This is a genomic window from Aurantimonas sp. 22II-16-19i, assembly GCF_002088275.1.
Taxonomy (GTDB): Bacteria; Pseudomonadota; Alphaproteobacteria; order Rhizobiales; family Rhizobiaceae; genus Jiella.
Map to the genome: position 1 here is coordinate 16,480 of NZ_AQQS01000003.1, position 13,416 is coordinate 29,895.

A 13,416-nucleotide genomic window follows, 5' to 3' on the forward strand; every position below is an offset into this window, starting at 1 on the left:
CATGACCGACACGATGGACGCCCCGGCCACGGCCGCGGCGTCCACCACCCGAACGGGTCCGGCGCGCGCGGGAGCTGCGCGCCGCACCAGCTGGACGCCGCGCTACGTCGCCTATCTCCAGGCGGCGCCGCTGGCGCTGGTCTTCCTGTTGTTCTTCATCCTGCCGCTGCTCGCCACCTTCGTCGTCTCGTTCTGGAACTACACCGAATATTCCATCGAGCCGGCCTTCGTCCTGTCCAACTACCAGGACGTCTTCTACGGCTGCTTCTCGGGATCTTCCGGCCTCTGCACGACCTTCGCGACCTATCTGTCGACGCTGAAATTCGTCGCCATCGTCTGGGCGGCGACGCTCCTCATCGGCTTCACGGTCGCCTATTTCCTCGCCTTCCACATCCGCACCCTGCCGATGCAGATCGCCCTCTTCATGGTCTGCACCATCCCGTTCTGGACCTCGAACGTCATCCGGATGATTTCCTGGATCCCGCTGCTCGGTCGCAACGGCCTCGTCAACGAGACGCTTGCCTCCATCGGGCTGATCGACGCGCCCATCGAATGGCTGCTCTATTCGGATTTCGCCGTCGCCCTCGCCCTCGTCCACCTCTACACGCTGTTCATGGTGGTGCCGATCTTCAACTCGATGATGCGCATCGACCGGGCACTGATCGAGGCGGCCTACGACGCCGGCGCCTCGGGCTGGCAGACGCTCACCAACGTCATCATCCCGCTGGTCAAGCCCGGCATCCTGATCGGCTCGATCTTCGTCGTCACCATCGTCACCGGCGACTATCTGACCATCGGCATCATGGGCGGCCAGCAGATCGCCTCGGTGGGCAAGGTGATCCAGACCCAGATCAACTTCCTGCAGTTCCCGATCGCCGCCGCCAACGCCATCGTGCTCCTCGCCGTCGTGCTGGTGACGATCTGGGGCATGCTGCGCCTCGTCGACATCCGCAAGGAGCTCTGAGGAATGGCCAAGCCATCCACCACCCGCGAGGAGAGACGGCCGCGCTCCTTCTATGCGCTGGCGCTGTTCTTCGCGCTGTTCGTCGTGTTTCTCTACGGTCCCGTGGTGACGATCCTCACCCTGTCGTTCCAGGGGCCGAATGGCGGCCTGACCTTCCCGATGAACGGCGTCTCGCTCTACTGGTTCGAGCGGCTGTGGAGCGGCCGCGGCACCGTCGACATCGGCTCGGCCTTCCAGCGTTCGCTGATGCTCGGCCTGACGGTGATGGTGCTGACCGTCGTTATCTCCGTCCTGGCCGGGCTCGCCTTCCGCAAGAAGTTCGCCGGCGCGACGCCGCTCTTCTACGTCGCCATCGCCAGCCTGATCGTGCCGTCGATCGTTGTCTCGCTGGGCATCGCGCTGGAGTTCCGCATCGTCGACGACGTCCTGCGGCCGGTCCTCGCCTCGATCGGCCTCGTCTCCCCGCGCGGCAATTCGCTCGGCCTGTTCACCTCCGGCCTCGGGGCGCATCTGTCCTGGACGCTGCCCTTCGGGCTGCTGATCATGTTCGCGGTCTTCAACCGCCTCGACAAGAGCTACGAGGAAGCCGCCCGCGATCTCGGCGCCTCCAACTGGCAGAGCTTTCGATATGTCATCCTGCCGATGATCGCACCATTCCTGATCGGCATCGCGCTGTTCGGCTTCACCCTCTCCTGGGACGAGATCGCCCGTTCCAGCCAGACCATGGGCTCGACCAACACGCTGCCGCTGGAACTCGCGGCCCTGACGACGACGGTGACGACGCCGGAGATCTACGCCCTCGGCACCTCGGTGACGGCGGTGTCCTTCACCGTCATCTTCGGGACGCTCGCCGCCTTCGTCCTGCTGCAGAGGCGGCGGCAGCGACGCGCTTTGGCGGATTGAACGCGCAGGGCGGCACCGGCACACGAAATGCACCCGCGAAATCGGCCTGCGAAATCGGCAGAGACCCGTGACATATTCGCCGCCCCCTTTCGGCGACGATGACGTAGAAAGTTCAGCAACCGTGCCATCGGCCCGGACACTCCGGCAGCGAACGTCTGGGTTTCGAGACGGGCCACGATCAGACTGAGGGGCAAATTGCGGATCTCGATCGTCAATCCCAATTCCACCCGGTCGATGACCGAGACCATCGCCCTTGCGGCGCGCCAGGCCGCGGCGCGGGGCACCGAAATCCTCGCCTACCAGAATGACGCCGGCCCGGCCTCGATCGAGGGACATGTCGACGGCGCGCTCGCCGTGCCCGGCCTGCTCCATGCCCTCGCCATCGCCGAACGCGATGGCGCCGAGGCCCACATCATCGCCTGTTTCGACGACACCGGCCTCGAGGCCGCCCGCTCGGTGCTGCAGGGTCCGGTGATCGGCATCGGCGAGGCGGGCGCCCGCATGGCGACCCTCGTCGCGCGGCGGTTCTCCGTCGTCACCACCCTCTCCGTCTCGGTCCCGATCCTCGAGGACAACATCGAGCGCGCCGGGCTGGCGCCGCTCTGCGCCAGCGTCAGGGCGAGCGAGTTGCCGGTGCTGGCGCTCGAGGCCGACCCGGAGGCGGCCAATGTCAGGATTTCCGAGGAGATCGCCCGGGCGATCAACGAGGACGGCGCCGAGGCGGTCGTGCTCGGCTGCGCCGGCATGGCGGATTTCGCCGCCAGCCTCTCGGCCCGCCACGGCGTGCCGGTGATCGAGGGCGTCTCATCGGCGGTCAAGCTGATGGAGGCCGCAGTCACGCTGGGACTGAAGACCGCCAAGCGGGGCGGCTATGCCCTGCCCGGGCCGAAGCACCAGGGCTTCGTCTATCCGGAGGGCATGATCGTCCATCCGGAGCGTCTGCCCGACGCGGAGCCGGCGGAATGACCGCCGCCGCGAGCGGGCGTTCCGGCACGATCGAGATCCGCCCGATGACGCCGGCGGAAGTCGAGCTGGCGATCGAATGGGCCACCCTCGAAGGCTGGAATCCCGGCCTTGCCGACGCGGTCCCGTTCCGCGTCGCCGATCCGGGCGGCTTCCTCATGGCCTTCCTCGACGGCGAGCCCGCCGCCTCGATCTCCGTCGTCGCCTCCGGCGAGCGCCACGGCTTTCTCGGCTTCTACATCGTCCGGCCGCAGCTGCGGGGCCGCGGCATCGGCTGGGCGCTCTGGCAGGCCGGCATCGCCCGGCTCGGCAGCCGCTCGATCGGCCTCGACGGCGTCGTCGACCAGCAGGCGAACTACGCCAAGTCGGGCTTCGTCCTGAAGCATCGCAACATCCGCTACATGGGCCCCGTCCCCGAGCCGACCGCCGCACCGGAGACCGTGCGGGCCGTCAGCGCTGAGGATCTGCCCGCCCTCGCCGTCTTCGACGCGGCGCATTTCGGCTCCGAGCGCACGGCCTTCCTTGAGGCATGGCTCTCGACGCCCGGCCATGTCGCGCGGATCGCGGATGGCAGCGATGATGACGGCGAAGGCGGTGGCATTCGCGGCTACGGCGTCGTGCGCCCGGCGCGGACCGGCTTCAAGATCGGCCCGCTGTTCGCCCGCTCGCCAGAAGTCGCCTCCGACCTCTTCGACGCGCTGGTGCGCACCGTCCCGCCCGGCGAGAGCATCATCCTCGACGTTCCCGAGCCGAACGGCGCCGCCATCGCGCTGGCCGAACGACATGGCCTGAAGCCCGTCTTCGAGACCGCCCGCATGGTGAAGGGCGAGGCACCGTCGCTGCCGCTCGCCGAGATCTTCGGCGTCACCAGCTTCGAACTCGGCTGAGCCCCGCGGCCCGAAAGGTCGTCTCCTCAGCCGCCGGTATGAAGCCGGCGCGGCGCTCGAGCATGAAACACCTGGCGCCGGTCGAAGACCGGACCCACCCTATGAGACGGCCGGAGAGAAGCGCGATGTTCGACTTCGTCCTGCGCGGCGCCCGGATGGATGGCCGGGACGGGCCCCACGACATCGGCGTTGCGGGCGGCCGCGTTGCCGCCATCGCGCCGCAGCTGCCGGAGGGCGCGCCGGAGCGCTCCGCCGAGGGCCGCTTCGTCTGCACCGGCTTCGTCGACGCCCACATCCATCTCGACAAGGCCGGCATCCTCGATCGCTGCGCCATCTGCGCGGGCACGCTGGCGGAAGCGGTCGCGCTGACCGCAGCCGCCAAGGCCGCCTTCACCCCGGACGACGTCTACCGGCGCGCCGAGACGGTGCTCCGGCAGGCGATCACCCACGGCACCATGGCGATGCGCAGCTTCGTCGAGACGGACCCGCGCGTCGGCCTCGCCTCCTTCGAGGCGCTGAGCCAGCTGAAGCGCGACTACGCGCCGATGATCGATCTCGACCTCTGCGCCTTCGCGCAGGAGGGCCTGACCCAGGAGATGGCGACCTGTGACCTCCTGATCGCCGCCCTTGCAGGCGGCGCGACCAGCGTCGGTGGCTGCCCCTACACCGACCCGGACCCCGTCCGCCACATCGACCTCGTCCTCGATCTCGCCGAGCGCTTCGCCGTGCCGGCGGACTTCCACATCGACTTCGATCTCGATCCGGAGAACTCGTGCCTGCCGGCGCTGGTCGCGGCGGTGAAGGCGCGCGGGCTTCGGGGCCGCGTTTCCGTCGGCCATGCCAGCAAACTGTCGGCAATGGCCCCGGAGGCGTTCACCCGGCTCGCCCTCGACCTCGCCGAGGCCGACATCGGCGTCGTCGTCCTCCCCGCGACCGATCTCTATCTGATGGGCCGCAGCGCCGACCGCCTCGCCCCGCGCGGCATGGCGCGGGCCGATCGCCTCGCCAGGGCCGGGGTCCGGACGGCGGTCGCCACCAACAACGTCCTCAACCCCTTCACGCCCTTCGGCGACGCCTCGCTGATCCGCATGGCGAACCTCTTCGCCAACGTCGCCCAGACCGGCACCGACGCGGAGGTCGCCGCCGCCTTCGCCATGGTGAGCGAGGGCGCCGCCTCGGTCATCGGGCGCGCGCGGCCCGCCGCCCCGACGGTCGGCGAGCCCGCCGACCTCGTCATCCTCGATGCGTCCAGCGGCATCGACGCAGTGCGCCGGATCGCCCCGCCGATCGCCGGCTGGAAGGCGGGGCGCCAGATCTTCGAGCGGCCCTTGCCGCGACTATTCGGTGCCGCCCCGGTCGCGCCTCGCCGATCCCGACATTGAGGCTTGGCCGCCGCTCTGTTAGACGGCGGTCTTCCCGCAATCGACCTCCGGAAGACGCCCGATGATCCCCCGCTACGCCCGCCCCGACATGGTCGCCATCTGGTCGCCGGAGGAGAAGTTCCGGATCTGGTTCGAGATCGAGGCCCATGCCTGCGACGCACTGGCCGAACTCGGCGTCATCCCGAAGGAGGCCGCGAAGACGATCTGGGAGAAGGGCGGCGCCGCCACCTTCGACATCGACCGCATCGACGCCATCGAGCGCGAGACCAAGCACGACGTCATCGCCTTCCTGACGCATCTGTCGGAGATCGTCGGCCCCGATGCCCGCTTCGTCCACCAGGGCATGACCTCGTCCGACGTTCTCGACACCTGCCTCAGCGTCCAGCTGACGCGGGCGGCCGACCTCCTGATCGCCGATCTCGACGCCCTCCTCGCCGCGCTGGAACGCCGCGCCTTCGAGCACCGCGACACCATCACCATCGGGCGATCCCACGGCATCCATGCCGAGCCGACGACCTTCGGCGTCAAGCTGGCGCTCGCCCATGCCGAGTTCCAGCGCTGCCGCGAGCGCCTCGTCGCCGCCCGCACCGAGATCGCCACCTGCGCCATCTCCGGCGCCGTCGGCACCTTCGCCAACATCGATCCTTACGTCGAAGAGCATGTCGCCAAGGCCATGGGCCTTGCGCCGGAGCCGGTGTCGACGCAGGTGATCCCGCGCGACCGCCACGCGATGTTCTTCGCCGTCCTTGGCGTCGTCGCCTCGTCGGTCGAGCGGCTGGCGACCGAGATCCGCCACCTGCAGCGCACCGAGGTGCTGGAGGCCGAGGAGTATTTCTCGCCGGGCCAGAAGGGCTCCTCGGCGATGCCCCACAAGCGCAACCCGGTGCTGACGGAAAACCTCACCGGCCTGGCCCGTATGGTCCGCAGCTACGCCCTGCCGGCGATGGAGAACGTCGCCCTCTGGCACGAGCGCGACATCTCGCATTCCTCCGTCGAGCGCTACATCGGCCCGGACGCGACGATCACGCTGGACTTCGCGCTGGTGCGTCTCACCGGTGTCATCGACAAGCTGCTCGTCTATCCCGAGCGCATGGCCAACAACATGAACCGCCTCGGCGGCCTCGTGCATTCCCAGCGCATCCTCCTCGCCCTCACCCAGGCCGGGGTCTCCCGCGAGGACGCCTACCGCCTCGTCCAGCGCAACGCCATGAAGGTCTGGGAGAGCTACCATGTCGCCGGCTCGGCGACGGTCGACTTCCTGGAAGAGCTCCTGAAGGACGACGAGGTCCGCGCGGCGCTGCCCGAGGAAGAGATCCGCAAGCGCTTCGACCTCGGCTACCACACCAAGCATGTCGGCACGATCTTCAGGCGGGTCTTCGGCCGCGAAGCCTGAGACCGGAAGGTGTCGAGAATCCTCCCGGCGCCCGGCCATGATGGTCGTCGGGCCTCCGGCCAGGCGTCGAAAGCCGCGTTCCCGCTCAACGGGCAAAGCCGTCGGCACCTCAAGCGCCGAGGGCGATTGCGGAACTCGCCCCCCATCTCCCCGGTTCGTCTCGTCAGACGCCGCGCCAAAAGGGCGCGGCCGCCCACGAACCGTGGAGGAGCCAGTGGCCCATCATTCCGGACCGCCCGCGCGGGGCCCGAAGTCCCGCAACCGGGGGCGAAACGCGCTGTGGCTGACGCTCGCCGTCATCGCGATCGCTCTCCTCGCCTATTTCACGCTCTTCACCCGCACGCCCGAGGAAGGAACCCGGCTCGATGCTCCGGCCGCGGGCAGTTCGGCGGTGACGCCGGAAGGATAGGGATCGGGGGGCATCGCCACTTCGAGCCGCCGGGCCCCGCCGTGGTTGCGGTGAGCGGCAACGGCTGCGACCCGGGAAGAGTGACCAGCAAAAAGCCCCGGCGCATCGCGCCGGGGCTTCTTTCATTCAGAGGCTCGGTGAGGAAGCCGGATCAGGCCGACTTCTTCTGCTGATCGTCGTCGACTTCCTCGTAGTCGGCGTCGACGACGTCGTCCTTGGGCTCGCCGGAAGCGCTCGCGGAAGCGCCCTCTCCGCCGTCGCCCTCGTTCGCCTGGGCCGCCTCGTACATCGCCTGGCCGAGCTTCATCGAGGCCTGGGCGAGCGTGTCGCTCTTGGCCTTGATGGTCTCCGCGTCGGCTTCCGGCTTCTCCAGCTCGGCCTTCAGGTCGTCGATCGCCGCGCGGATCGCGCCGCGGTCGGCCTCGGAGACCTTGTCGCCATAGTCGGCCAGCGACTTCTCGGCCGAGTGGACGAGGCTTTCGGCCTGGTTCTTCGCCTCGACCGCGGCGCGACGCTTCTTGTCGGCGTCGGCATTGGCCTCGGCGTCCTTGACCATCTGCTCGATGTCGGCGTCGGACAGACCACCGGAAGCCTGGATGGTGATCCGCTGCTCCTTGTTGGTGCCCTTGTCCTTGGCCGAGACGTTGACGATGCCGTTGGCGTCGATGTCGAAGGTCACCTCGATCTGCGGGACGCCGCGCGGTGCCGGCGGAATGCCCTCGAGGTTGAACCGGCCGAGCATCTTGTTGTCCTGGGCCATCTCGCGCTCACCCTGGAAGACCTGGATGGTGACGGCGTTCTGGTTGTCCTCGGCGGTCGAGAAGGTCTGCGACTTCTTGGTCGGGATCGTGGTGTTGCGATCGATCAGCCGGGTGAAGACACCGCCCAGCGTCTCGATGCCGAGCGACAGCGGGGTCACGTCGAGCAGCAGCACGTCCTTGACGTCGCCCTGCAGCACGCCGGCCTGGATCGCCGCGCCCATGGCGACGACCTCGTCCGGGTTGACGCCCTTGTGCGGCTCCTTGCCGAAGAACGACTTCACCGTCTCCTGGATCTTCGGCATGCGCGTCATGCCGCCGACGAGCACGACCTCGTCGATGTCCGACTGGGTCAGGCCGGCGTCCTTGAGGGCTGCCTTCATCGGGCCGACCGTGCGCTGCACAAAATCGTCGACCAGCGCCTCGAACTTGGAGCGGGTGAGCTTCATGTTGAGGTGCTTCGGGCCGGCCTGGTCGGCCGTGATGAAGGGCAGGTTGATCTCGGTCTGCGAAGCCGACGACAGCTCGATCTTGGCCTTCTCGGCCGCTTCCTTCAGGCGCTGGAGAGCGAGCTTGTCGTTCTTCAGGTCGATGCCCTGATCCTTCTTGAACTCCGTCGCCAGGTAGTCGACCAGGCGCATGTCGAAGTCCTCGCCGCCGAGGAAGGTGTCGCCGTTGGTCGACTTCACCTCGAACACGCCGTCGCCGATCTCGAGGATCGAAACGTCGAAGGTGCCGCCGCCGAGGTCGTAGACCGCGATCGTCTTGCCGTCGTTCTTGTCGAGGCCGTAGGCGAGCGCGGCCGCCGTCGGCTCGTTGATGATGCGCAGGACCTCGAGACCGGCGATCTTGCCGGCATCCTTGGTCGCCTGGCGCTGGGCGTCGTTGAAGTAGGCCGGGACGGTGATGACCGCCTTCTCGACCTTTTCGCCGAGATAGGATTCCGCCGTCTCCTTCATCTTCTGAAGGATCATCGCCGAGATCTGCGACGGGGAGTACTTCTCGCCCGAAGCCTCGACCCAGGCGTCGCCATTGTCGGCGCGGACGATCTTGTAGGGCACGAGGCCCTTGTCCTTGGCGACCGTCGGATCCTCGTAGCGACGGCCGATCAGCCGCTTGACGGCGAACAGCGTGTCCTCGGGATTGGTAACGGCCTGGCGCTTGGCGGGCTGGCCGACGAGGCGCTCGCCGTCGTCGGTGAAGGCGACCATCGAGGGCGTCGTGCGCGCACCCTCCGCATTCTCGATGACCTTCGACGTCTTGCCGTCCATGACAGCGACGCAGGAATTGGTCGTGCCGAGGTCGATACCGATAACCTTCGCCATATTCATACTCTCCTTCTGACAGCGAGCCGCCCGGGACCCTCGTCGAGGCGTTCCCGCTGGGCAACCCCCACGTGGCGTCTGCGAAATCATGTTAGGCCGGTCTGGAGTCTGGCGCGACGCCGTCCGGCCGATCGGTGATGGCGGCTATATATGAACGCCCGGAAACCGGTGCAAGGCAGGTTCTGACGCTTTCGTGAAGCCAATTCCAGGCGCCTCGCGGCTCGAGGGCCGGGAGAACGCCGTATCAAAAAATCCTCCGTTCGCGGAACCACCGTCCCGCTGACGCGCTACCGCACGGCACGGTCCATCCGTCGCATCCACCAAAGACCTTGTTTCTGTCGGAGCGCAGTCATGAACAACATCATCTACATCGTCGGCCTCGTCGTGGTCGTGGTCGTCGTGCTTGCCCTGCTCGGTGTCGTGAGCATCTGACGACTGCGCCCGGCGGCACGTCAAACGACGTTCGGGTGGGGCGACGAACACAGGCCTATTCGTCACCCCACCCGAACACCATGCTCTCTGATGCCACTGCCCCGCCCGTTCAATCCCTTGGACGAGCGCCAGGGCGCCGCCACACTGGCGCAGCGGACCTCATCGTTATCGGTGACGCGCCCTCGGGATCCTCTGAGGTCAGCCGCCGAAGATCCGCCTGAACAGGTTCCGATCGTTCTCCCGGGGCGGCGAGACCCGCTCCTCGACGACGACGCCGGGCGGCGGCGCACGGTCGTAGATCACCCGGCCCTGACCGCCATCGGACCCGTCATAGGGCACGCCGTCGTCCCGCGGCAGTTCGCTGTCGTAATATTCCCCGCCATTGCCGTCTGCGACCAGCGGCGCGTCAGGGCCGCCGAGCATGTAGTTGCCCGGCAGCGGCACATTCGGCGTCCCCTCGAGGGCCGCCTGCATGAAGTCGTGCCAGGTCTGCGCCGGCAGCGAGCCGCCGGTCACCCGCTTCATCTTGGCGCCGTTGTCGTTGCCGAGCCAGACGCCGGTGACGAGTTCGGCGGTGTAGCCCATGAACCAGGCGTCCTTGAAGTCCTGGGTCGTGCCGGTCTTGCCGGCCGCCTCGAAGCCGGCGAGCTCCGCCTTGCGCCCGGTTCCGGAGGAGACCACGCGCTTCAGCATGGCGTTCATCATGCCGAGGCTCTCCTCGGACAGGACCTTCGGCGGAACCTCCGCCCCCCGCTCCCACAGCACCTTGCCGTCCTCGGTGGTGATCTTGTTGACGAGATGCGGCGTCGCCTCATAGCCGCCATTGGCGAAGGGCGCGAAGGCGCTGGTCAGTTCCAGCAGCGAGACCTCGGAGGTTCCGAGCGCGATCGACGGGTTGTCGACGATGTCGGACTTGATGCCGAGGCGATGGGCGGTGTCGATCACCGCCTGCGTCCCGACGCTGTCGATGAGCTTGGCCGCCACCGTGTTGAGCGAGAAGCGCAGCGCGTCGGCGACCATCACCGGGCCGCGATAGGTGTTCTCGTAGTTCGAGGGCTTCCACTTGCCGATCTGGACCGGACCGTCGACGATGATGCTCTCCGGCCGCCAGCCATTCTCGATGGCCGCCAGATAGACGAATGGCTTGAAGGTAGAGCCCGGCTGACGCTTGGCGTCGACGGCGCGGTTGAACTGGCTTTCGGCATAGTCGCGCCCGCCGACCAGCGCCCGGATCGCCCCGGTGCCGTCCATGGCCACGATGGCCCCCTGGCTGACATTCTGCTTGGAGCCGTCGATGGTCTTGCGGAGCGTCTGTTCCGCCAGCTTCTCCAGCGACATCTCGATCGTCGTCTCGACCACGACGTCCTGCTGGACCTCGCCGATCAGGTCCCGGATGTCGCGCATCACCAGATCGGCGGCATATTGCTGGGCGCCGTCCCAGTAGCTCTTCGCCTTGGTCGGCTTCTGGGCGGCGGCGTCGGCGAATTCCTCCTGGGAGATCTTGCCTTCCTCGCGCATCGCCGAGAGCACCACCTCGGCGCGGGCCTTGGCGGCCTCCGGATCGCGCGCCGGCGAAAGCCGCGACGGCGCCTTGAGCAGGCCTGCCAGGAGCGCCGCCTCGGACAGCGTCACGTCCTTGGCCGACTTGTTGAAGTAGCGCCGCGCCGCGGCCTCGACCCCCGTCGCGCCCGAACCGAAATAGACCCGGTTCAGATACATGTCGAGGATCTGGTCCTTGGTGAACTTGTGCTCCAGCCAGATCGCCAGGATCGCTTCCTGGATCTTGCGCTGGATGGTCTGCTCGGGGTTGAGGAAGATGTTCTTGGCGAGCTGCTGGGTCAGCGTCGAGCCGCCCTGGACCGTGCCGCCGGCCTGCCAGTTGTTGACGAAGGCCCGCACGATGCCGATCGGGTCGACGCCCCAGTGGTCGTAGAACCGCCGGTCCTCGATCGCCACCACCGCCTCGGGAACATAGGGGCTGATCTCGTCGAGCGAGACTTCCTTGCCGCCGGTCAGGCCGCGATTGGCGAGCAGCGTGCCCTCGACCGAGACGATCTTGACGTTGGGCGGGCGCGCCGGGATCTCCCAGGCCTCCTGCGGCAGCTTGACGGCGAAGTAGCCGACCACCGCGGCGACCGCGAGCGTGCCCCAGAGGGCGCCGGCAAGGCCGAGCCGGACCACATGACCGAAAAAGCTGCGCCGCCGGCGCCGGCCGCCACCACCGCCCTCGCCCGAACCACCGCGCCGCGAGCCGCCGCCACCGCTGCCGCGGCCTGACGCAGCACGCGCGGCGGCCGGCTTGCCCTTGGCGGTTCCCTTGCTGAGCCGTGCTGCGGCCTTGCGCTTGCGGTCGTTGGCCGCCGACGGAACGGCCCGGTCTTCCGGGCTGATCGACAGCTCGTCCTCGCTGACCCGCTCCTGATGATCGAAGCTCGGTTCGATCCGCTCGCGCCGTGCCGCCATGCCCAGCCTCTCATCCTGATGACGGGCGAAGCGGAACGGCCGTGTCGGCGCTCCAGATCCCCCTCATTTTCCCCATGTACCGCGACCCATCGCGAACCCGCTCGAATCCGGCGGTGCTGCTGTCGGTCGACGTCTCGCCGAACCTGTCCCCACAGGTCCGACAGCGGGCGCGAACGGTTCGGCCGCGCCGGAATCGGCAAGTCGCTTCTCGATGGTAATTGCGGCGATTTAACGGGGCTTTAAGGAATGGCGGCAGGCCCGCGAAAAGCATCCCGGACGCACTGTCGCAAGGCCCGCCCCCTGTCGGTCGGCGCGGCGAGGCTAGTTGTTACGCTCGACGTCAGGCAGCGACCAAGGAGATGCGCGCCATGCAAATCGATCTTTCCGACAAGACCGCCATCGTCACCGGCTCGACCGGCGGCATCGGGCTCGCGGCGGCCAAGGGCCTCGCCCGGGCGGGCGCCCAGGTCGTCGTCAACGGCCGCGACAGCGACCGGGTGGAGGCGGCGATCCGCGCCGTGCTGGACGCCGTGCCGCGCTCCGACGTCTCCGGCGTCGCCGCCGACCTCGGCGCGGCGGAGGGCTGCGACAGCCTCGTCGCGGCGGTGCCGGAAGCGGACATCCTCGTCAACAATGTCGGCATCTTCGGCCCGAAGCCCTTCTTCGAGATCGACGACGGGACCTGGGAACGGTTCTTCCAGCTGAACGTCATGTCGGGCGTGCGCCTGTCGCGGGCCTATCTGCCGAAGATGATGGAGCGGGGCTGGGGCCGCGTCGTCTTCATCTCCTCGGAATCGGGACTGAACATTCCCGCCGACATGATCCATTACGGCTTCACCAAGACCGCGATGCTGTCGCTGTCGCGCGGCCTCGCCAAGCTCGCCTCGGGCACCGGCGTCACGGTCAATTCGGTGCTGCCCGGCCCGACCATGTCCGAGGGCGTCAAGGAGATGCTGAAGGAGATGGCCGAGGCGAAGGGCGTCTCCATCGAGGAGGCGGGGGAGATGTTCGTGAAGTCCGAGCGCCCGAGCTCCCTGCTCGGCCGGCTGGCGAGCGTCGAGGAGGTCGCCAACATGATCGTCTATGCCTGCTCGAAGGAAGCCTCGGCGACCAGCGGCGGGGCGCTGCGCGTCGACGGCGGGGTGGTCGATTCGATCGTGCCGTGAGGCCCGCCTGACATGACGATGAGACCGACCGGATGCCGGAGTTGATCGAACCGAGCGTGATCCCGAAAAATGGGAACCGGTTTTCGGGATCATGCGGCAAGAAGAGGATAGAGCGGGATCGCGATCGAAGCTGATCGCATCCCGCTCGAAAGCGCCCACTGCGGGAAATGGCCACCGCCAGCATTGACGGCCCGGCCCCTCCTTGCAGACTCTCGCATCAGGGCATCAGCGCTGCGGATCGGACAGCCGAGGAGAACACGCACCGGCCTTTCGGCCGGCATCGGCTCTGGTGCTCGCATGCGCGACGACGCTCGTCGCTGTCGCGCCTGTCGATCCGTTCGAAAGTGATGCCGACCCCCGCGAGACGCCAG

General features: G+C 67.9%; 10 protein-coding genes. 8 read left to right on the top strand and 2 right to left on the bottom strand.

Going from position 1 to position 13,416, the window contains the following annotated elements; genetic code table 11:
• Nucleotide 1: 1 nt before the first annotated feature.
• The 7 genes from ATO4_RS04400 (at nucleotide 2) to ATO4_RS04430 (ending at nucleotide 6,901) form a co-directional block, all read left to right on the top strand.
• A complete protein-coding gene (locus ATO4_RS04400; protein ID WP_176222867.1) occupies nucleotides 2–964 on the top strand; it encodes an ABC transporter permease in 963 nt (320 codons plus the stop codon).
• A gap of 3 nt (nucleotides 965–967) precedes the next feature.
• Nucleotides 968–1,867: an ABC transporter permease gene (locus ATO4_RS04405; protein ID WP_083590215.1), complete on the top strand. Its 900-nt coding sequence runs from the start codon at nucleotides 968–970 to the stop codon at nucleotides 1,865–1,867.
• Nucleotides 1,868–2,062: 195 nt separating this feature from the next.
• The gene (locus ATO4_RS04410) at nucleotides 2,063–2,833 is read left to right on the top strand and encodes an aspartate/glutamate racemase family protein (RefSeq protein WP_083590216.1); all 771 of its coding nucleotides are present in this window, start codon (nucleotides 2,063–2,065) and stop codon (nucleotides 2,831–2,833) included.
• Nucleotides 2,830–3,717 (top strand): GNAT family N-acetyltransferase, encoded by an 888-nt coding sequence (locus ATO4_RS04415; RefSeq protein ID WP_210191020.1) that lies wholly within the window; start codon nucleotides 2,830–2,832, stop codon nucleotides 3,715–3,717. Before ATO4_RS04410 ends, ATO4_RS04415 begins: the two co-directional genes overlap by 4 nt.
• Nucleotides 3,718–3,842: 125 nt before the next feature.
• Nucleotides 3,843–5,099 (top strand): amidohydrolase family protein, encoded by a 1,257-nt coding sequence (locus tag ATO4_RS04420; protein ID WP_083590363.1) that lies wholly within the window; start codon nucleotides 3,843–3,845, stop codon nucleotides 5,097–5,099.
• A gap of 61 nt (nucleotides 5,100–5,160) precedes the next feature.
• Nucleotides 5,161–6,492 (top strand): adenylosuccinate lyase, encoded by a 1,332-nt coding sequence (gene purB / locus ATO4_RS04425; protein WP_083590217.1) that lies wholly within the window; start codon nucleotides 5,161–5,163, stop codon nucleotides 6,490–6,492.
• 214 nt (nucleotides 6,493–6,706) lie between these two features.
• Nucleotides 6,707–6,901, top strand: coding sequence for a hypothetical protein (locus ATO4_RS04430; protein WP_083590218.1), 195 nt, complete (start codon nucleotides 6,707–6,709; stop codon nucleotides 6,899–6,901).
• Nucleotides 6,902–7,052: 151 nt separating this feature from the next.
• On the opposite strand, the gene dnaK is transcribed toward ATO4_RS04430, so the two are convergent.
• Nucleotides 7,053–8,984 carry a molecular chaperone DnaK gene (dnaK, locus tag ATO4_RS04435; protein ID WP_083590219.1) on the bottom strand — a complete coding sequence of 644 codons (1,932 nt, stop codon included), beginning with the start codon at nucleotides 8,982–8,984 and terminating at the stop codon, nucleotides 7,053–7,055.
• A 630-nt stretch (nucleotides 8,985–9,614) separates the two neighbouring features.
• A complete protein-coding gene (locus ATO4_RS04440; RefSeq protein WP_083590220.1) occupies nucleotides 9,615–11,879 on the bottom strand; it encodes a penicillin-binding protein 1A in 2,265 nt (754 codons plus the stop codon).
• A 368-nt stretch (nucleotides 11,880–12,247) separates the two neighbouring features.
• Here ATO4_RS04440 and ATO4_RS04445 point away from each other — a divergent pair, with 368 nt between their 5' ends.
• Nucleotides 12,248–13,045, top strand: coding sequence for an SDR family oxidoreductase (locus tag ATO4_RS04445; protein WP_083590364.1), 798 nt, complete (start codon nucleotides 12,248–12,250; stop codon nucleotides 13,043–13,045).
• Nucleotides 13,046–13,416: the final 371 nt, after the last annotated feature.